The 20,281-nt window shown below is 41.7% G+C and carries 17 protein-coding genes; 9 read left to right on the forward strand and 8 right to left on the reverse strand.

What is annotated here, in order from left to right; genetic code table 11:
- Window positions 1-38: 38 nt before the first annotated feature.
- The 3 genes from BLR32_RS03065 to BLR32_RS03075 all read right to left on the reverse strand — a co-directional run bounded on the left by BLR32_RS03065 (window position 39) and on the right by BLR32_RS03075 (window position 2,094).
- A complete protein-coding gene (locus tag BLR32_RS03065; RefSeq protein ID WP_089828764.1) occupies window positions 39-1,265 on the reverse strand; it encodes an RNA polymerase sigma factor in 1,227 nt (408 codons plus the stop codon).
- A gap of 61 nt (window positions 1,266-1,326) precedes the next feature.
- On the reverse strand, window positions 1,327-1,707 hold the full coding sequence (locus BLR32_RS03070) for a YciI family protein (protein WP_089828765.1): 381 nt from the start codon (window positions 1,705-1,707) through the stop codon (window positions 1,327-1,329).
- A gap of 42 nt (window positions 1,708-1,749) precedes the next feature.
- Entirely contained in the window at window positions 1,750-2,094 is a 345-nt protein-coding gene (locus BLR32_RS03075) for a YciI family protein (RefSeq protein ID WP_089828766.1), read from the reverse strand.
- Between the two features lie 116 nt (window positions 2,095-2,210).
- Between BLR32_RS03075 and BLR32_RS03080 the strand changes: the two genes are divergently transcribed.
- The 4 genes from BLR32_RS03080 to BLR32_RS03095 all read left to right on the forward strand — a co-directional run bounded on the left by BLR32_RS03080 (window position 2,211) and on the right by BLR32_RS03095 (window position 5,132).
- Window positions 2,211-3,059: a helix-turn-helix domain-containing protein gene (locus BLR32_RS03080; RefSeq protein WP_089828767.1), complete on the forward strand. Its 849-nt coding sequence runs from the start codon at window positions 2,211-2,213 to the stop codon at window positions 3,057-3,059.
- Between the two features lie 32 nt (window positions 3,060-3,091).
- Complete coding sequence (locus tag BLR32_RS03085) at window positions 3,092-3,460, forward strand: VOC family protein (RefSeq protein ID WP_089828768.1); 369 nt, start codon at window positions 3,092-3,094, stop codon at window positions 3,458-3,460.
- Window positions 3,461-3,502: 42 nt separating this feature from the next.
- Window positions 3,503-4,069: a Crp/Fnr family transcriptional regulator gene (locus BLR32_RS03090; RefSeq protein ID WP_089828769.1), complete on the forward strand. Its 567-nt coding sequence runs from the start codon at window positions 3,503-3,505 to the stop codon at window positions 4,067-4,069.
- Window positions 4,070-4,217: 148 nt separating this feature from the next.
- Complete coding sequence (locus tag BLR32_RS03095) at window positions 4,218-5,132, forward strand: MBL fold metallo-hydrolase (RefSeq protein ID WP_245705339.1); 915 nt, start codon at window positions 4,218-4,220, stop codon at window positions 5,130-5,132.
- 78 nt (window positions 5,133-5,210) lie between these two features.
- Here BLR32_RS03095 and BLR32_RS03100 read toward each other — a convergent pair whose 3' ends face one another.
- The 5 genes from BLR32_RS03100 to BLR32_RS03120 form a co-directional block, all read right to left on the reverse strand.
- Entirely contained in the window at window positions 5,211-5,579 is a 369-nt protein-coding gene (locus BLR32_RS03100; RefSeq protein WP_089828771.1) for a hypothetical protein, read from the reverse strand.
- 32 nt (window positions 5,580-5,611) lie between these two features.
- Window positions 5,612-10,075 carry a DUF6443 domain-containing protein gene (locus BLR32_RS03105; protein WP_089828772.1) on the reverse strand — a complete coding sequence of 1,488 codons (4,464 nt, stop codon included), beginning with the start codon at window positions 10,073-10,075 and terminating at the stop codon, window positions 5,612-5,614.
- Window positions 10,076-10,141: 66 nt separating this feature from the next.
- Window positions 10,142-13,465: an RHS repeat domain-containing protein gene (locus tag BLR32_RS03110; protein ID WP_176842148.1), complete on the reverse strand. Its 3,324-nt coding sequence runs from the start codon at window positions 13,463-13,465 to the stop codon at window positions 10,142-10,144.
- A gap of 499 nt (window positions 13,466-13,964) precedes the next feature.
- Complete coding sequence (locus BLR32_RS03115) at window positions 13,965-15,476, reverse strand: aminotransferase class V-fold PLP-dependent enzyme (RefSeq protein ID WP_218124143.1); 1,512 nt, start codon at window positions 15,474-15,476, stop codon at window positions 13,965-13,967.
- A 2-nt stretch (window positions 15,477-15,478) separates the two neighbouring features.
- Window positions 15,479-16,141, reverse strand: a complete 663-nt coding sequence (locus BLR32_RS03120; RefSeq protein ID WP_089828774.1) for a DUF4395 domain-containing protein — start codon at window positions 16,139-16,141, stop codon at window positions 15,479-15,481.
- 197 nt (window positions 16,142-16,338) lie between these two features.
- Between BLR32_RS03120 and BLR32_RS03125 the strand changes: the two genes are divergently transcribed.
- The 5 genes from BLR32_RS03125 to BLR32_RS03145 all read left to right on the forward strand — a co-directional run bounded on the left by BLR32_RS03125 (window position 16,339) and on the right by BLR32_RS03145 (window position 20,217).
- Window positions 16,339-17,376, forward strand: a complete 1,038-nt coding sequence (locus tag BLR32_RS03125) for a sensor histidine kinase (protein WP_089828775.1) — start codon at window positions 16,339-16,341, stop codon at window positions 17,374-17,376.
- Window positions 17,369-18,046: a LytR/AlgR family response regulator transcription factor gene (locus BLR32_RS03130; protein ID WP_089828776.1), complete on the forward strand. Its 678-nt coding sequence runs from the start codon at window positions 17,369-17,371 to the stop codon at window positions 18,044-18,046. Before BLR32_RS03125 ends, BLR32_RS03130 begins: the two co-directional genes overlap by 8 nt.
- A gap of 289 nt (window positions 18,047-18,335) precedes the next feature.
- A complete protein-coding gene (locus BLR32_RS03135) occupies window positions 18,336-19,091 on the forward strand; it encodes a hypothetical protein (RefSeq protein WP_089828777.1) in 756 nt (251 codons plus the stop codon).
- 418 nt (window positions 19,092-19,509) lie between these two features.
- Complete coding sequence (locus tag BLR32_RS03140) at window positions 19,510-19,887, forward strand: DUF2625 family protein (protein WP_218124144.1); 378 nt, start codon at window positions 19,510-19,512, stop codon at window positions 19,885-19,887.
- A 54-nt stretch (window positions 19,888-19,941) separates the two neighbouring features.
- On the forward strand, window positions 19,942-20,217 hold the full coding sequence (locus BLR32_RS03145) for a HigA family addiction module antitoxin (RefSeq protein ID WP_089828779.1): 276 nt from the start codon (window positions 19,942-19,944) through the stop codon (window positions 20,215-20,217).
- Window positions 20,218-20,281: the final 64 nt, after the last annotated feature.

The following is a 20,281-nucleotide window of genomic DNA, read 5'->3' on the forward strand; positions in this document are numbered from 1 at the left end:
TAGCAGGCGACCGGCCTGCTATTTCTTAAAAGGATACCTCATCTGAAATCGCTTAATTTATCCGCAATCACCTTCTTGTCTGCTTTCGACTTCGCCAGTTCCAAAGCCTGCTCAAAATGAGCTATAGCCTTGCCATCATCAATACCAGTATATAGCTCTCCTAAAAGCGAATGATACAAATGATTGTTCTCCAATTTCAACTTCTCTGCTTCTGCAATGGCCGTTGCCTTTCCCTGCACTTTATACAGCGCAAAAGTCCGGTTCAGGGCCGTAATAGGCGAATATTCTATTTGTAGTAAATGATTATATAACTGCAGGATATTCTCCCATTTCTCTGTACTGTCAGCCCGATGGGTATGCCAGTACGCAATAGCCGCCTGGTAATGATATCTGGATATCTGTCCCGCTTCGAAAGCCCGGTAAAGATAGGACTTACCCCTTTCTATCAATTCCTTATTCCAGAGCGCTTCATTTTGCTTTTCATATAAAATGTTCTCCCCATCTTCATCTACCCTGGCTTCAAACCTGGAAGAATGAAAACACATTAATGATAAAAGCGCCTGGATAAAGGGGTAATTGGTGGCTTTATTGGAAGCCAGTAAATAGGTTAACTGCATAGCTTCAAGACAAAACTTTTCCTGTAGCTTAACATCCTTGTGAGTAGAAAAATAGCCTTCGTTAAAAAGCAGGTACAAGGTTGTGGCAACTGTCTCCAGTCGGCCGGTAATTTCCGATGCTGCGGGAAATTCGATTTTTATATCATCCTTCCTTAATTTCTCTTTCGCTCTGAAAAGCCGCTTGTTGATAGTTTCCTTATTCGTCTGGAATGCGTTCGCAATTTCGTCAATGCTGAATCCGCAGAGCAAGCGCAGAGACAATGCAATCTGGGCTTCGGAAGGAATAGAAGGATGACAAATCGCAAACATCATTTGCAGTTGGCTGTCCTCTATATTTTTGGGGGAAAGATCCAGTTCGAGCTCCACATCTGCGGATGAACGCTTTAAGATCTCCGTCTGTATTTTTTCCCGGAAAAGGTTATTCCGTTTTAAATAATCTTTCGTCCTGTTTTTCGAAACCAGGTAGATCCAGGCCGTCGGATTTTCAGGCAAGCCTTTCAGTCCCCAGGTTTCACAAGCCAGCATGAACACATCGCTTACAATATCCTCTGCTATTTCCATATGCTCCAGCCCGAAGAGCTTACATAATACCGATACAATTTTCCGGTATTCAGTTTTAAATAGCTGCGATACGACATCCTGTTGCATGACAATGAAATCTTCAATACTACAAATGTACTTGTAGTATTGAAGAGATCAACGATTAGTTTTACTTCTCTGCGAGGAAAGCCTTTGACTTTACATCCTGGTCAATAGACATGACAGCTCTTATTTCCACATTGCCGCCATACTTAAGATTAGGGCAACCTTTAGCCATTTCCTGGGCTGCCTGCAGACTATCTGCCTTTACAATCAGGTAACCGCCTACAACCTCTTTCAACTCAGCATAAGGACCGTCCAAAACAGTACCATCAGGCAGCAAAGTACTGCCTTCACTGTACAGCCGGTTTGTTGATACAAATTTACCCTGGGAGGCAATCCCGCCTATCCAGTTCTGCCATTCCTGCATTACAAGCTGCATTTGTTCGGCGGATGGAGCGGCGCCACCCTCCCTTTTCTCGTTTCTGAAGATCATTAAAAACTCTTTCATGTCTTATTTTTTTTAGAATATAAATGAACGTTTATGCTCCGGTTACATAGCAGGCATAGGCGCTATTTCACGCACTTCAATGTTTCCTTCATTGGCAATATGAGGACACTTCTTTGCAATTTCAACAGCCTCGTCCAGACTATTCGCTTTTACGATCAGATAACCGCCTACAATCCCTTCTTTGGCAGAAGTGACTGCTTCAGCAGTAACACCACTTCCGGAAACTGTCTTTCCTCCACTCACCAATGGCAATCCTCCCACCAGTTGCCCCGCTTGTCCGAGGCCTCCCATATAAACGCCCCAGGCCTGCATTTCTTCCTTATTTTGTGCTTCAGTCTTGCTGGTCATGGGTATTCCACCACGTAATAACAATAAGTAGTCTTTCATGTTTATTGATTTTTGAGTGTAAAAACCTATGACGATCGAAAAAACCGATATTGGACAGCAAAAGGAAAATATTTTTATAAAATCTGTCCCTGCCCGACAAATGACGCATTTAACCTATGGTACACCTCGAAACATATATCCCCACCGGCGCACTGGCCAAATTTGTAAATGCCATCATCTACCTGGAAGACTACGGCTCTGGGCTGGCTTTGCAACGGGTTTACCAGAACATTATCATCAACCTGGGTGACAATTTCTGGACATCCGACCCTTATACATACCAAAAAGGAACTGAAAATAAAAGCCCCGTCTGGATCAATGGCAAACACGAAACACCGCTGATGATCGAAAATTATGGAAAGGTTAAGTTCTTCGTCATTGCCGTTAAGCCGGGTTTACTTCCCTACTTTATATCCACCGCCGTTAGTGCGACCAATGAGAAAGCGCTCTCTTATCAATATTGGTCCTCCGATAACATCATCAGCCTCAGAAAGCGCTTACTTTCGCATGATAATATCCAATCCTGCTTTGCCGAAATTGAAGACTATTTCGAGGCAATCATCTCGAAACACCAGCATACCATCCCCTCACACATCACCTATTTACCAACGGCACTGAAAGATTACAATGTTGATGAAATCTGCAAACAATTAGGATTCACCAGGAAAAAGCTTTGGAAAGAAGTAAACTTATATTTCGGCTCATCGGTAAAAACAATGCAGGGCATTATCCGCTTTGATAAGCACCTTGCCGAAATGGCCAACGATAATGGGAAAAGTCTTTCGGCCATACACGACTTTTACGATCAGCCGCATTTCAACAATGATTTCAAAAGAAGAACAGGCCTCACTCCCAGACAATACAAAATGTTATGTCAACGCTATCCTGATGCCAGGCACACGCCGAATTTCATCCCGCTGACGAAAGAAACATTTTTACAATTTCTTGCGTTAAACAAGACATAGCTTTGCAGTGTTAAAACAAAAAAAATCACCCTATGGCACATGCAATTAACTGGTTTGAAATTCCAGCTGCAAACTTCGAAAGAGCGAAGTCCTTCTATGAAACAGTGCTTGATATTAAACTGTTAACACCCTTTCCCCATATGAAATATGCCCTGTTTCCTGCTGATATGCAACAGGGTGAGATAGGAGGTGGTCTTGTAGAAGAAAAAGGTTATGAACCCTCTCAGTCAGGCGCATTGATATACCTTAACGGTGGAGACGATCTGACAATTCCTCTTTCAAGAGTAGAGGCCGCAGGAGGTAAAGTTATTATGCCTAAAACATCCCTGGGAGGTAATGGATTTATGGCCCGGTTTGTAGATACAGAAGGGAACAGGGTGGCATTTCATTCCATGAAATGATCATGGATAAAAGAGTTGCCGGGCATTCTGTAAATTTGTACGATGTCGCACCCTTTAAGAACACATATAGAATCTGTCTCTCAACTGACGGATGAAGAATTTGACTATATTCTATCTCATTTTACCCCCGTAAAGCTCAAAAAGCACAGCTCCCTGGTAAGAGAAGGCGATCTGGTTAAGCATGAATATTTCGTACTGAAAGGCTGTCTCAGATCATATATAACAGACAACGCCGGAAAAGAATTCACCTATCAGTTTGCCGTTGAGAACTGGTGGATCTCTGAAAGGGAGGCTTTTATGAAACACATCCCTGCGTCTACTGCCATTGAATGTATGGAAGATTGCGAGTTGCTGGCTTTATCTTATGACGACCGCGCAAAGCTGGGCAGGGAGTTCTGGAAATACGAGCATTATCTGGCCGTAAAATCCAACATGGGCTATGTGGCATTACAGAAAAGGTTGCAACTCCTGATCATGGGTAGTGCAAAGGAACGCTTTGAAAACTTCGTCCACCAGTATCCACATCTGTACAACCGGATACCTAAGACGCATATCGCCTCTTATCTGGGTGTTTCCAGAGAAACCATAAGCCGTTTATACCGGAAATAACGGCACATTTGTCACAATTTTTAAGTGACAAATGTCCTTTCACCCCGGAGATCACTACAGGAAATTTGTGCTCTAATTTTTAAAGACAATGAAATTTCTAAGTGTATTTTCCTTGAAAGGAATATTGGCGTTACTATCCTTGACTGTAATGTTTACAGCCAAGGCCCAGACAACAAGTACTCAACTTCCTGAGCAGCCAGGCTTTTACCGGATGCAGCTTGGCGATTACCAGGTGATCGCTCTTTCTGACGGCACCATCCCTTTAAATCTTAAAACACTCCTGCATGAGACCAGGCCCGGAGAAATACAGGACTTACTGCAACACAACTTTCTTGATACCATCGCCGAGACCTCTATCACCGGTTTCCTTATTCTGGCAAACGATCAGCAGATCCTGATTGACGCAGGCTGTGGTACCTTCTTCGGACCTACCCTGGGTAAATTAAAAAAGCATTTAATCGAAGCAGGTTTTCATCCTGAAGATATCGACGCTGTACTGCTAACACACCTGCACACTGATCACGTAGGCGGTCTTATAGAAGGTGATAAAATGGTATTCCCCAACGCAACCATTTATATCAACAGAAAAGAAGCAGAGTTCTGGTTAACTACCGGCAACAAGGAAAAAGCTAATAAAAGAGCGCAGCCTTTCTTCGATCCGGCGCAGGCTGCGATCATGCCTTATCAGAAAGCAGGTAAAGTAAAGACCTTCGATCCGGGTACACAATTGTTCCCAGGCATCTCATCTGCCACTGCTACAGGCCATACGCCAGGTCATAGTTTGTACCTGATAGAAAGCAAAGGACAAAAGCTTGTTTTCTGGGGAGATGTGATACACGCAGGAGCTGTTCAGTTCACCGATCCTTTGGTAACGATTGATTTTGATGTAGACCTGTCTGCCGCAGCTGCTGCACGTCGCAAGGCCTTCAATGAAGCGGCTAAGAGCGGCTACTGGATTGCGACTTCGCATCTTTCCTTCCCGGGAATCGGGCATGTAAAAGCGGTTGGTAAACAGTATGAGTGGGTACCGGCTAACTATACAACGATATTTCAAGAAAAATAAAGTAAAGAGGGTGCCTTTCTTACTTTTTAAGGAAAGGCACCCTGATCAATTTCGCCCTAAGGCTGCTGTAATAAATATCTACTTCGTTTCAAGGCCATCGAGCATTATTATAAACCCGTTTCTATCAATAGGCTTGCCTCCAATAGCCAGTAATCTTTTTCCCATCACAGCAAACGAAAGAGTATCTGAAACAGGAAACAGCAGTTTTAAGGTATCGTTTACTGTCGTCCATTTTCCCTTAGTTTCACTAACGGATTCTTTCACCGCTGCCCGGGTGTCAATTTCCTTTATGGTGTAAACGAAATTCGAGTCCTTTTTTAAAGTCAATGTCCACGTAACATCCAAAACTTGACTACCAGAACAGAGCTGCTTATGCCGCGTATAAACACCGCTAAGCTCAGGTTGTAAAAGCGACAGTAATACTATTAGTGACAGATATTTTATCATGTTTGTGTTTATTAACTTTATTGATCAGGTGGCTATTTAGGTGTCGTAATTACTCCTCTCGTGGGCAACACAAAACTCCCCATCTCTTTTGCCGATGTCATTTCCGATCTGCTACTACTTGCGGCCCTGATATGGGGTAGTGCTTTCTGTAATAACAAAAGAGCACTTTTACTCATTGGTATGTAATTATTCATTCCAATTTCCAAAGTAGTATAAGATGTTCTCTGGCCCCAGGATTTTCCCATTTCGTTTCTTATTTGGTTCATTCTTTCATCAACCTCATCAATCACACCAAAGGATGTTATTGTCGTATAGGAATGCTCAAAGTTATTATGAAGGAACGTATGTCCCAACTCATGCAATACAGTCATACCTGTAGCAAACGTCATCGGGTTAAGATCTGAAGAAGTGCCGTTCTGTTGATTCTCCATGTCTGCAGGATTTATTACTATCTCATCTTCATCACCTTTTGTTATAACTCTCCAATCCTTCGCAATTGTCTGTGATGGCAAATTACGAAAATCAATATAAACTTTCCCTTTGGAATTAATCAGATTCAATACTTCATTACGGGCTGTCATGCTTATCCCTTTATTGGTTCTGATACCTCCATTTACCAGTACACCATCTTTCAGTGTTAAATTCAATCCGGTTATTTGTGCCCATTCATTAATAAGATTATTTATAAGCGTTGCTCTGTCGTACTTCCTGGTTCTCACCTCAACAACTGGCAATGTCCTAGTCCCGATTATCCCAGTATCACCTAGCAGATCACTGATCAACACTGGATTATCATACATACCGGCGTATAAACTCAAACCTTCGACGGGTTTAGGGTCAGGCTGCCACCATCGTCCTATCTGAGGATCATAATTTCTGAAGAACGCATCATACTGATTCAGTCCCAGATCCTTGTTCGACTCAATTCCATTAAACTTCAACCTATTCTCCGCATATTTTTGCCCTTTTAGCGCATTGGAAGATATCGCCTCCATAGTAAGACCAAATGGGTAGTAATGAGTTTCCTCCAATACAGGTCCACTTATAAGTAACACCTGAAGGTTATCGAAATAGACATCTTGCTCTGTTTCATTGCCTGTATATACGTAAAAGAATCCGCTTTTTTCCATAACCATTCTATCCACTACCAATTTTTGCAGTTCATCCGGTTCAGCCTTCATCTGTCTCACGCCGCTATTCTGCTCCACCATACGGAACTGATCATCAAACAATACAAAATTAAGATACGCTCTGGGCCGGCCCGAAGCGCCCCCATCGGTGTCCCGCTTTTTCAACCTTTGATATTCATTATTATAAAATCCCGTACTGAAGTCAGCATTACCTAAGCCAACTACATTATGTGTCCCTTCTGTGGCACGGCTTCCTCCAAATGATTGGATAAGCCCAATCACAATATCCTCAACTGGCACTTGGTTTGTACTTTTATCTGGCCCTTGTGTTTTGTAAAAACCATCAGAACTGATTTGCACCGTGTCACCCGCCATCACTCTCAATACGAGTGAAGGACCTATCTTTCGACCACCAACTTTTGCATTCAACTTGGCCACATATTCATTTTGTTCCACCGTTTTACTTTTTGGATAACCAACAGGCTTATCCGTACGGGTCTCCTCAATATTGCTAAATATGGCTACCTCCGACGTCGCCGCCGCACTTTCCATACTAGCAGCATAAGCACTGGAATCCGGTTGATCTGTTAATATCATACGGGTACTGCCAAGATGATCTTTCTCAAAATAGTCAAAAGCATAACTTATGGGTTTTCCTGTCATATATAACGGTCGTATTCGGCCCTCCTCATGACCAACTAACTCCAGACTATCCTGTTTGTATATGAACCCGCCCGAATAATCTGTCACTAGAGTTTTGGCAGTTCCGCTGCTATTATCAACTACAGTCTTATTCAGTTTATTTCCCAGCGCATCGTACTGGTAACTTATGTTTCCTTTACCTGCTACTGTAATAACAGTGGGAAGATTTAAATGATTATATGAGATAGAGGTGATATTTTTATTCAAATCCGATGTTATATTACCATTCCCATCATACGAATAATCATCACCTGTATTCGTTCCATTGACAAAATCACCCAAGGCTGTCGTAGATTTTGTATTTCCATCCGCCACCGTTCGCAGCCTATTGGTATTGCTAAAATAATTGTAAGTCAGATTATCCATTGATTCGATAGCCGTTCCATTCATCCCTTGTTGTTTCATGGTACTGATTCCTCCATTTGCATCATATGTGAGATTACTTACCGAGAAGTCCATCTTATCACGGGTCCACGCAGCATTGGCAACATTCTGCTGAGAAAAATCTGCTGTAGTCAGCCGGCTTGCTTTATCATAACTATACCCGTATGCGCGAGGAATACCATCCGATCGGCTTTTCCACTTACTTCCGGCTATATTACCATTGAAATAATTGGTAACAAATCCATAATCATAACTTAACTCTTCACCAAACCAATTACTGGCACTACTATTTGTTAATACAAAGTTTCTATTGATACTATTCAGCCAACCGCGAATGTTATAAGTATACACTAATGAATCCAATGCGCCGCCTCCGCTTGTAACTCCCAGCCTTTTTTTGCCGACCTGCCCCAGTTCATCGTAAACATAAGAGGCAATAATCCGCTCAAATCGCGCATCATCATTTAACCGTTTTTTAATACCGGTTAGCCGCCCTGCATGGTCATAGGTCATACTCGTCAGTATTGTTATTTCCGGCGTAATGCTTTTGGGATTCTGATGGCGCATATAACTTGCCAGCATTAAACCTTTAAAACTATAAAGCGATGTATATATATCCTTTCCACCAACACTATTGTCAGCTACTACCTGTATTGGCCGACCCTTATCATTATAGTAAGTCGTTGTGGTAAGCCATTTGTCAGTTCCCAATACCCGCACCTTCATGCCTGTAGGAAGACCATTCGTCAACATACTATAGGTGCCGGAGAAAGCTTCCGGGTAAAGCGTATCTGCCGAAAACAGCTTAGCAAAATCATCGTTTTTTAAGTTCAATTTCCCGGGATAATTGTAGTCATCATAGTACATATATATCAGCGGCGTCAATGAAGTCATTGAAATACCCGGCAATGCATAACTGGCGTTCATGAAAGAAGTGCTGCCTGCACCATCTGCATCTATTTCTATTGTAAACTCCGCATTATTTTGCGAGTCAAAGCCATTCATAACGCTGACGCTGTTAGATGCTGTATATAGCGGACTACCGTCATCATAATACAAAGCAAGATCTGACTGCAAAGGCGACTGATAAGAAATTGATGTAGAAGCAGATGCAGTATTAATATTTGCTTGCAAAACTTCTCTTGTTGTGGTACTTTTATAAATAGCCGTCATCACAGACCGGTTTCTTGCATCGTAAAAAACCGCGTACCACTCCATAGGAGATTTGAGCCGCTGTACAGAATCCTGCGTAAAAGCAAGTCTGTCCCGTAGATCATACACCTTGAATACACGGCCAGTACCAGGTCTTTCTTCAACTATTTGCCTATTACGATCATCATATTGATACCGGTAACATAATTCTTTGGCGACTGTACTTACATTCCAGCTGTTGCGCATTGCATATTCCGTAGCCAAGGGAGGAATTACAAAACAAAGGTTTCCGACATTATCATATACGTAATAAGTGCATAGCCATCCTGCATGCGCCGTCGCATTGGGGGATTGTTGAACTTTTTTAAGAATTATGCGGCCCTCCTTATCCTTATACACAATGATCTGGTTACCTTGCTCATTAATTAGCACCTCCTTAAATAGTTCTCCTTCTGCATAAGTATTATTACTTGTAGGAATACCACTACCAAGGTTCCAGATACGCACTGAATCACCTGCAATATTCAACTGATATTTATTTTCAGCAGGATGGTTACTCCAGCTATTGCCAGGTGAATATGTTTTTAATATTCTTCCCAACGATGATGCCTCATATTCTACTTTACGGTAAAAAATGCTTTCATTCGCCATACCTGGATTAAGAATCGTATCCTGATAGAATGCTTTCTGCGCGTTAAAAGGATCCGATTTAAATTTACCATCATTGACGTTACCGTTTTTTTGCGTATAAGCCATATATTTATACTGTTCTCGTCCAAAGGAGTCATACACAACAGGCACGACCATATCTCTTCCCAGGGCGCTAATTCCTTTTGCGACCGTTTGTTGCAAACGACCTAAACCATCGTAATATTCTGTAGATTGTTTCACCTCCCTGATAGTTCTCGAAGCAGCAATTACAGATACTGTATCAGTGATTGGCATATCTGGCTCCCATACACGTATATAGTTTATCGAGTTATTACCGGGAACTGGCGGTAACGGTACAGGTGTAGCATTCTGACGCACAGATCCGTTGGGATAATTATTCTGTGCCTTAACTTTAAACGAAGTAATAACGCATCCCGTTACTAAATATAATGTAATAGTATATCTTAAAAATTTCATACAGGGTCTCTATTAAACCTTTGAAAATGTCTGATACCATTGAAAGGACATCGTCTGTCGGTCCATTTATTTGGAAACAGGTTGCTGATATTGATAGTCGATGAATTTTAATACCTTGCCATCTGCATTCCGCACTGTTTTTAAACGGCTAAAACTATCATATTCATAATAAATAACCTTGCCTGAAGGATCTTTTATGCTTGTTGTACCTAATAATGGCTCATAAGTAAAAGTGGTCACGTCCACACCAGGCAGCAATTGCACATTGCGCAACTTGGACAACTCTGTATCCAACGCAGCAGCACTCGCAGGATGCTGTATAATTGCATTGCTAACAAGGTTCGATACTGAACTATAAGTGGCATTAAGTACCTGAGCTATCGGATAAGCTTTATTATATCCCCATAAATACACTTCATGTACACCGTTACGTGTGGCTCTTTCCAGCATATTTCCATGCTCATCATATCCAAATATCTCATACATATCCTGTATAGCTCCCCCACCTAATCTTACCTTGTTCTTTTTCAAACCGACCAACCCATTTCCGCCACCCCATAAATTGTATTCAAAATGCGCCAACGCTACAGATACATCACCTATAAACTGTTCCTTTTCAATAAGAGCGGAAACCATATTTCTTGCTTTCATTGTATCAACGGCTATTGATTCGGCAGCCGTCAGCCCCATAATCGAGGCTTTATCGCTAGGATACTTGTTAACTTCTTTCACTATCTCACCTTTGCTGTTTTTGCTAGTAATCGTTGCCGGAAGGAAATTGGAAGTGTTGTAGGTATAACTTATACCTGCGGACATAGTTGTGTTATCTTCCGAATAATTTTTATTCACAGTATTTGTTATTTTTTTTATCCCTGACATTACTGGATATTCGAAGTAGAAAAAGTCCCGGCTCAGCTCAAATCCTGTATGAGGATTTCCCTGCGTTGGTCGGCAGGTACCATCCCCTACAAATATTGTTTTCGCACGGACCTTTAAACCATAAATCGTATCTATACTATATAATGAATACTCGTTAGCTGATTCCGCTACCAGCTGGTAAGTACCATCAGTTTTTCTCTTATATTTTCTTTCCGATAAAAGATTCCCGCTCTTCCATCCTGCACTAACCAGCAACTGTGGTTCCGGATAATTGGCATCTATTTTATCATCCAGCTCATAATCATAATTATATACTGTCTTTCCATTATCACGACCACTGCCAACTTCATATTTCGTCACCTCGGGATAAAAAATACTGCTGCCACCAAAATCGGAATAACCGAATATAGGCCGGCTCAGTATCTCTAACCTATTAACAGGAAACGAATATGATATCCATCCTTCTGATCCTCCGGGCGTTCCTTTCGGAAGGCAATACACATAATCCTGCACATATGTCCTTCTCGAAAATAGATAATCAAGGAACCCTATTTCTCCCAATCCTGATTCATTTGTACCATACCTATAGTCTTCCTGTTTCGCTAAGGCACCGGTTGCGGTGTAATTCTTAATACTCTTTATTCGCAATCCGGGCCCCTTTTGCACTACGCTTATGGTCTGATTCTGACCACTTGGCCATTTTACGGTAGCCAATACATCCTCATCAGTATCATCATTAGGATCATTGGGATTAGGAAATATACTGGCGGTCACCAGATAAACATCGCCTTCATTAAGTGCGATATTTACAGTTCTGAATGTTGCATCCCCTGGATAGGTTCTGTAGCGTTCAAACGAACCTTTTGTTAAGTTTTGAAAAATAATCTCAGGCTTTTTTATATCACTCCATAAGGGGAGATTTAACGTCAACGTGGCTGGGGTCTGAGAAGAAATGCCCAGCGTTATAGGAGAAATAAATTTAGCATAACGTGTAGAATCATTTACTACATCATCCTTTTTTGCAGCTACAAAGATAGTGGCACCAGGTTTTTCCACTACCTTGTCTATAGCTATTCTGTTAGCTTCAAAGTCAAAATCTGTATATCCTCCGGTTGGATAATAGATCCTTTTTAGCATTCCGGCCTTCATATAATCCTCATTGGAAGTGCGGTCAGCAGGCTTACTGATTGTTGATATATCACTCATTCCATTCCTGTCCACAAATGTGTATTGACGACCATTATCATCAAGTGGAATCAACTGTTCATTAGTATTCTTTCCGTTATAATAGCCCCAGAAATCTATCCCACAATTTTTACGCGGTGGTAATTGATATTGCTCTTCGTATTGGAAGATGTGTTTTAAAGGGGCTGTGCCTGCCGCTCCAATTTCATTAACTTCAGTTAGTTTCAGCCGGTATTTATCCTGCGGCAATGCGAATACATTATACCCTTGATCATTATAAAAATAACTATGCGTTAATCCCACCTGTTTGATTATATTGCCATTTATATTCGTAACAGTCATTTTATCAAGTATATGACCGTAATCCTGCCTGGTCGCATTTAAAGTAAAGTCCACCTTACCACTGGGGAATGTAATATTACTCACATACCAAAAGCTATAGTTCTCGTAAGTAACCATTTTCATAGGCAATGAATTTGGCTTGTACCAGTAGATAAAAGGACAAATATCCCCATGGCACTCTGTAATTTCTTTAATAACCTCCTTACCAAGCGAAAGTTCATAGTCAATAGTCTCCATTCTTCCTGGAGTAAACCCTGAATATGCAAAAGTGATAGAATCTAGTTTATTTGCCAGTAGGATAGTAGTAAGATACCAACTAGTGGTTGGATAGTATTTTACAGCACCAAACTCAGTTGATGAGGTACTATAGGATGTCTTCTCAAACTTATAAATAGTACCGTCATCATCAGTGATAGCAAAAAGCCCGTTGTCATATCTCACCTTGAGATTATTATGAGGCACCATCCTTATCTCTTTGTCGGGGCTGATAATGAATTTTCCGGATTTATTACCAAAATTAAAAGAGAAGATATCCGGTTCAGTATCTGCGTCATCTTCTATTGCATCAAGAAATGTATCATAGTCCGTTTCATTGATAGCAGCCTCCCGTTTTATCTTCAATTTGAAACTGCCATGGGCAGGATCCTCATCAGGCACTCCCATTACTGTCCTGGTAATGACCCCTCCTGCATTTATATTCCAGCCCAATCCTACACAACTGGCCAAATCATCAACCTTAATTCCGGATGAGTGGTAATCAAGACTTATTGGCAAAGAATAATCCCCTATCTCAATGTTATACAGCGGTATACTAATATTGGGAAGTCCAGTGAACATGCTCACAGGATATATTCCGTATTTGCTGATTGACGCTGCCTCCGGCGCCGGTGGGGTGATCCTTGCTAATGGTGATGTATTCGATTGTGCTTTTAAAGTTCCTGATGTTAACAGGGCAACAGTTAGTAACAATAACCTTGGCTTCATATTCATCTATTATTTTTATTCTGCTTATAAACTTTCTTCGTTCGAATACGCAGGCATCGAGTTATAACTCCTGGTACAAAAACCATAGAATATTACGGGAAACATGTGCGTTTAACTATTTACTTATGGGTCATATTTAAAAGGTAATAATGAGGCTTACTGGGTATGCAGAAATAGAATTTTACTTTATAGGCCTATAGGGCAAACTCAAAACCTCGGGGAAACAAAAATATAAATTTGCCAGTCATATGCCCTAACACGTTAGTAGTACCGAAAAAAAAACATAACATTGAAACAGTACTATTCTACAAGTACTCCTTACAAAGCTACAAAGTAGCTGCGCAATGTATATACGCTGTAGCAAAGAATGGTGATCTACCACACATTAACATTGATAATATAATCCTTAATTGAAAAGTGAATAACAAAAACAGACAGTATCCATTATAGCGTGCTTAACGAAAAAGGTGCTTTCGAAGAGTGATTCTACTATCTATAGTCAATCCGTCCACCGCCCAGCATCAAACCAGTCTGATACTTTCTTCTGTTCCCAGCCCACATCCCCTTTAAAGAAATACTCATTTGAACTGCCATCATAATAATAATCCTTCTCCCATTCCCGGATATTGGCGACAGTTATCTCAATGGCATCCAGTATAAAGTTTATCTCGGCATTGGTCATGGTAGGATGTATCGATAGCCTGACCCATCCAGGCTTACAGGATAAATCTCCTCCTCGAATTGATTCGCGTATAGCATACGACTGTGCTTTATCAACATGCAGCAACATATGCCCATAAGTCCCGGCACAGGAGCATCCACCTCTCATTTGAATGCCGAACCTGTCATTCAGCAGCCTGACAACTAAATTATAATGCGCTCCGGTTACTATAAATGAGATCACACCTAAGCGCTTTGTTACATTCGCCTGCAGTACTTTTACGCGCCTTATCTCAGATAGTCTGGAAAAAATAATATACAACAATTCCTCTTCCCGCTTCAGCATCCTGCCTACTCCCATTACTTCTTTCAGCCGGACACACATCGCTGCTTTTATTCCCTGAAGAAATGGAGGCGTGCCGCTGTCTTCTCGTTGTTCGATATCTTCCACATATTCCCGTGCACCCCAGGGATTGGTATATATCACCGTACCTCCTCCCGGTTGATCAGGAACCTTATTATTATAAAGATGTCTGTTAAAGATCAATACCCCCGGAGTGCCTGGTCCGCCCAGGAACTTATGCATTGAGAAATAGATGGCATCTAAATAGGCGTCACCTTCATCAGGATGCATATCTATCTCACAATAAGCAGCCGAGCAGGCAAAGTCTACAAAGCACAATCCACCATATGCATGTATAAGTTTAGCCATTTCATGATAATCCGTCCGGATACCGGTAACGTTGGAACACGCTGTTATAGCTGCAATCTTATGCTTTCGCCCCTTGAACTGTTCCAGCAAGAATCTGAAGTGTGCCATATCCACATTTCCATCTTCTCCCATCTGAATGAGCTCCACTGTTGCAATGGTTTCCAGCCAGCTGATATGATTACTATGATGCTCCATATGTGTCACAAAAACAACAGGCTTCAATGCATCATCACAGGGTAGTGCATGTGTAGTAATACGCTCCGGTACTCTCATTCCCAGTATCCGTTGCAATTTGTTTACAGCCGCTGTCATTCCGCTGCCACAAAAGAGCAGCACATCATCGTTACTGGCATTAACATGTTCTTTGATAATGTGCTTTGCTCCTTCATAAGCTTTGGACATCGAACTTCCCGTAACGGTAGTTGCCGTGTGGGTATTCCCAACAAACGGAAGTATCTCCCGCTGTATATAATTTTCAATAGGCCCATAGCATCTACCGCTGGCAGTCCAGTCGGCATAAATAATCCTCCTGATTCCAAACGGGGACTCAAAATGCTGCTGATTGCCGATAATATTCATCCTGTAAGCAGAAAAGTAATCTTCCAGCCCGCTTTCACGGCTCATAGATAACGGTACCATATCTATCTGGTTTTAGCGGTGGCAGGGGCTTTAAACAGATCATGCGGAGGCTTGCTGTAGTAGTCATTTAGTTGACCGGATGCAAAGAAGATCAGGGCAATAAATAGCAACAATACCGTCAACTGTGCTACAGACACTTTCTGTATCGCCTGCCTGGACTTCACATCACAAACTTCTCCCGGGCAATGCTGCACTTTCTTCCTGTTAAACAATGGGTAAACCTTACAACCGAGACAAATACCAAAGGCCGCCTCGAAAAACAGGAATAAAAGGCAAACCATACAAACCGATCCGGTAATAACGCTGTAGGCGTTAACGATGATGAAGAAATAGAACATAGTAGCCGATAAGACAATACCAATGATCCAGGCGAATCTCTTTTGCGGTGCACCTACGTATTCAGGTACCTGGTTACGGACTATCAGCCGGCCTGCTATCATTGTCGGGGAAAACCTGGGATTGATCAACACACGGATCAGTAAGTCAAGCAGGAAGAAGGTGAGCACATATTTCACCAGTATAAAATTGCCGCTAAAGAGAATAAACATCAATGATGTATAGACGGCCAGGAACAGGATACCAGCTGCGGCCCTGATCTCCCTTTCATTTAGTACAGGAATATCATATCCCTCTACTATTTCTCCGAATTGTAACAAGTTGTTCATGTTTTGATTAATATTGGGTGTGAACGTTTGAATTTTGGCTTGTCGACAATACAAGAATAGCGCATCCGGTTTATTGTAATAATGCATGGTCAACGAACAACAGATCATCGTCAACGAACGGCGGAATTAAGTCAATTACGACTGCGGATTGTGAAACCAAAAACATTTTATCGACATTTACCTCATCAAACTTCAGTATGAAGCTATTGTCCCGCGTAAAACGAGCTGAATTATACGTCTGGCTGGTGCCTGCCTTTTTATTACTGAACCTGTTCGGAGAGGTCGTACAACACTCCAGTGATTTGCTTCCGAGGGCTGTTAATGAAGTATGGTTAGCATGTTATGTGTCAGTTATTAACTACCGCCTGTTTGAATACAGTTGGCCTAAGATGAGTTGGAAAAGATTTTTCGATTCATTCCTTCTTGCGCTCCCGTATTTCCTTGCTTATTCCCTGGGTATTTTTATCTGGAGAGCACTGGGTGTAACACTGCATATTGTTACGGTGCTGGATAAAACGATTACCACAGACAAAAGGATTGGCGACCTGATAGGATACTGCATCGGATCGCTGCTATTCTTCGGAGTGATCAGGCACGTTTTCAATTATCTGAAGCTGAAACAATCAGCGCAGCAATTGCTGATAGCTAGTCAGCAGGCAGAACTAAATTATCTCAGGTCCCAGACCAACCCTCACTTTTTATTCAACACGCTGAATAATATTTATTCACTAGCCAGAGATAAGTCAGACCTGGCACCGGAGTCCATTCTCCGCTTATCAAAGATCCTGCGGTACATGTTGTATGAAACCAGTGCGCCATACACGGCCATTGAACAGGAAATTAAAATTATTGACGATTATATTGAGTTGGAGAAACTACGTTACGACGAATCACTGCATGTTAATTTCAACCATGATCTGGAAGACAGGAAACAGAGCATTCCACCACTGCTGCTTATTCCACTGGTAGAAAATGCCTTTAAGCACGGCGTATCAGAAACCAGGGACCGCCCATCAGTAACGATTCATCTCTCTGTAAAAAACAGGGTTTTACTCTTTACTGTTGAAAATTCAACCGGCGAGCCCGCAGAAAATAATAACGTAAAGGAAAATATTGGCCTGTCCAATTTACGCCGCCAGCTAGCATTGCTATACACGAATTACAGCCTTGATGTACGCCCCGGGGACTTTACGTTTACAGCTACCTTGAAAATAAATCTCGACAGCCATGTCTAAAATAAAATGCATTGTTATAGAAGACGAGCCGCTGGCAGCAAAGGTGCTCTGTGATTATATCTCAGCAGTTCCTTTCCTGGAATTACAAAAAACATTTAAAGATGCGATCCTTGCCGCCGAGTTCCTGCTGCACAATACCACAGATCTCATCTTCCTGGATATCCATCTGCCAAAGCTGAAAGGAATGGCGTTTCTCAGAACACTTGTCAACCCGCCATCTGTAATTGTTACCACTGCCTATCATCAATATGCTGTAGAAGGATTTAACCTGAATGTTACCGATTACCTGCTAAAACCTTTTGAATTCGAACGATTCCTAACAGCAGTTAACAAAGTAAAAGCGGAACAGCGCCGTACCACCGGAGAGGCCAAAGACTTCATTTTTGTGAATGTACAGAAGCGGAAAGTCAAGATCCTGTTTTCGGAGATACTGTATATCGAAAGTCAGCGTGAATATATTAAAATCGTTACCACCAAAAGCGAATATCTATCCAAGATGAGTACTAATGAGATCGAGGATATACTACCCGAACACATTTTCAAACGCATCCATCGTTCTTTCATTATTTCTGTTAATCAGATTGATTCCTATACAGCCGAAATGGTGGAGATAAAAGGAATACCGATTCCGATTGGGAGGGGGTATAAGGATGTTATTGATAAATTATAAGCATCACGTTTATTTTTCTACTATGCTGCATTACCATGTTCAGATATTGAGCATCGCAACCACGCCACACCCCTATTGCTACAAGGGCCTATTTTAATACGCCGAGAATATCTTTTTTCGATATTCTCCAAACCACAGCCGACTGGCATTTACGGTTGTCAAACACCACCCGAGTCACTTTTGAATACTATGCAATCCCCTTCGTCTCAGTCTTAGATAACCTTCAATACACCCCTGAAACGCGTTCCACAGGTTATCCTACTTTTATATATCATCAAAATCATCTCAAATGGCAAAACAAACATCTATCATTCCTTTTACCGGTAAACTCGGTAATCTCATTGGCTATGAGCGCAATGGTGAATACTTCCTGCGCAGCATGCCCGAAATAGTTCGACAAACCCATGCCACCCGTCGTGCCGCCCGGCGCTTTGGTATGGCCAGCAGGAAAGGCGCGCTTATCCGTCATGCTTTCTACTGCGATCTGGATATCCGTTGTGACGGTGGCCATATCAATCGCCTGAATAAGACACTCATCGCAGCTGGGAGCAATCATACAGCTCTCACAGGCTTCCGTTTTAATCAGCATACGGGAACAGACCGTTTCTTTACTGTAGCACCTAGTCTTCTCAGGAATGATATATTGCATATTCCTTCGCAGACCATCGCTCAATACAAAGGTTTCATTGCGCTGGAAGTAAAAGTGATCGCAGCGCGTATTGATTTTATTAAAGGTCAGGTTACTGGTACAGATACGGTCGTACTGATGATAAATCCTGGTACGTCTTTCCAGGAAACAAATATTCCACTGGATGTACCCGGAGCAGGAACACTTGTCATCACTTTGCAGGTGAGAGGTATGCTCAAAGATGGTGCATCCTGCAACAGGCAACACCTGGCTGCTGATATTATTGCCGTGGCAGCACCACAAATACTGAAGTATCGTATTAAACCGACTTACTCCAGGCGAAAAGGATTGCAGCCGTTAATGACTTCCACCCTTATCTACGCGCACGCGTATCAGTCTACCATTCAACGGGAATAAAGCGCTTACCGCCAGCAGGATGAATTTTGATGAGTAATACCTTATACCTCGTATCACAGAATATTATACCTCTATCCATAGCTACAGCCTGTCCCTGAAGCAGGCTTGTTATTGCCAGCTCACGCCTACCCTCGTCTTCTCTTTAAATTTTATCGTGATGATATGACAGGAGATCAAGACCAGATCAACTCCACGTCCAGTCCTGTGCTACTATATGCTTACGCCCTTCTTCAGCCGATCAGAATAACTATCAGCTATGTCGACCCGACATGATTGATAACTTTTTCGCTGCAGGGTATACCAATGAAAGCCTTGTTGATACGCTATTGATATAAAAAGGATAGATTACGCTAGCCGCAAACCAATGACCCTTCTTTTTCTGAAAGCTTTTCCGTGGAGGTCTAAGCCCGCTAACAGCATGATTACATGGATAGGTAACCCACATTTTTTTAATAGTTTTTACCTTCTAAATGGTGGCGCACTGGGTGACGACTTAGGAAAGGTCTATTATTTTTCGCCAGACAATTTAGAGTATGAACCACTTGACCTCACCTATACCCAATTCCTGGATTTCTGTTTCAATAATGACTTAGATAAATTTTATGAAGGCAATAGGTGGACAGATTGGCGAAACGAAGTATCAAAGTTAAACGGCGATGAAGTCTTTAACTTTTATCCTTTTCTTTGGACGCAGGAAGGAAAAGACATTAATGCAAACTCAAGGAAAGCTATCTCAATTGAGGAGCTATATCATGTTAATGTTGACATGAGAAAGCAGCTTGGACTGGACAAGTAAAGCGATGGCTTGCAGAGTAAAATAAATAGTAAACTATCATAGAGAGAAATAATCATGGACAGGAAAAATCAGTACTACCCCCAATCAATACCACATCCGGGGAACACTTTAAGAGAGAAGCTAGACGAAATGAATATGGGACCAAAAGAATTCGCTCTTCGTACAGGGAAGCCTGAAAAAACTATAATTACCATCATCAAAGGGCATAGTTCCATCACCCCTGATATGGCTGTCCAATTTGAAGGTATAACCAGGATTCCTGCTAATTTTTGGCTGAACTACCAGAGAAATTATGATAAATATATTGCAAGAAAGAGTGGTTCAATTTGAAATTGGAAACCTTCAATTCAAATTATTAATTTACTGTATATCTGGCCATAAATCATTTTTTTAT

The sequence above is a fragment of the Chitinophaga filiformis genome (genome assembly GCF_900102545.1).
GTDB lineage: Bacteria > Bacteroidota > Bacteroidia > Chitinophagales > Chitinophagaceae > Chitinophaga > Chitinophaga filiformis.

Excerpts from the sequence above, each read along its gene's own strand:
- BLR32_RS03120 (WP_089828774.1), bottom strand. The coding sequence starts at position 16,141 with ATGAACAACTTGTTACAATTCGGAGAAATAGTAGAGGGATATGATATT.
- BLR32_RS03105 (WP_089828772.1), bottom strand. The coding sequence starts at position 10,075 with ATGAAATTTTTAAGATATACTATTACATTATATTTAGTAACGGGATGC.
- BLR32_RS03075 (WP_089828766.1), bottom strand. The coding sequence starts at position 2,094 with ATGAAAGACTACTTATTGTTATTACGTGGTGGAATACCCATGACCAGC.
- BLR32_RS03130 (WP_089828776.1), top strand. The coding sequence starts at position 17,369 with ATGTCTAAAATAAAATGCATTGTTATAGAAGACGAGCCGCTGGCAGCA.
- BLR32_RS03110 (WP_176842148.1), bottom strand. The coding sequence starts at position 13,465 with ATGAAGCCAAGGTTATTGTTACTAACTGTTGCCCTGTTAACATCAGGA.
- BLR32_RS03140 (WP_218124144.1), top strand. The coding sequence starts at position 19,510 with ATGATTACATGGATAGGTAACCCACATTTTTTTAATAGTTTTTACCTT.
- BLR32_RS03100 (WP_089828771.1), bottom strand. The coding sequence starts at position 5,579 with ATGATAAAATATCTGTCACTAATAGTATTACTGTCGCTTTTACAACCT.
- BLR32_RS03115 (WP_218124143.1), bottom strand. The coding sequence starts at position 15,476 with ATGGTACCGTTATCTATGAGCCGTGAAAGCGGGCTGGAAGATTACTTT.
- BLR32_RS03070 (WP_089828765.1), bottom strand. The coding sequence starts at position 1,707 with ATGAAAGAGTTTTTAATGATCTTCAGAAACGAGAAAAGGGAGGGTGGC.
- BLR32_RS03090 (WP_089828769.1), top strand. The coding sequence starts at position 3,503 with ATGTCGCACCCTTTAAGAACACATATAGAATCTGTCTCTCAACTGACG.
- BLR32_RS03125 (WP_089828775.1), top strand. The coding sequence starts at position 16,339 with ATGAAGCTATTGTCCCGCGTAAAACGAGCTGAATTATACGTCTGGCTG.
- BLR32_RS03135 (WP_089828777.1), top strand. The coding sequence starts at position 18,336 with ATGGCAAAACAAACATCTATCATTCCTTTTACCGGTAAACTCGGTAAT.
- BLR32_RS03080 (WP_089828767.1), top strand. The coding sequence starts at position 2,211 with ATGGTACACCTCGAAACATATATCCCCACCGGCGCACTGGCCAAATTT.
- BLR32_RS03145 (WP_089828779.1), top strand. The coding sequence starts at position 19,942 with ATGGACAGGAAAAATCAGTACTACCCCCAATCAATACCACATCCGGGG.
- BLR32_RS03065 (WP_089828764.1), bottom strand. The coding sequence starts at position 1,265 with ATGCAACAGGATGTCGTATCGCAGCTATTTAAAACTGAATACCGGAAA.
- BLR32_RS03085 (WP_089828768.1), top strand. The coding sequence starts at position 3,092 with ATGGCACATGCAATTAACTGGTTTGAAATTCCAGCTGCAAACTTCGAA.
- BLR32_RS03095 (WP_245705339.1), top strand. The coding sequence starts at position 4,218 with ATGTTTACAGCCAAGGCCCAGACAACAAGTACTCAACTTCCTGAGCAG.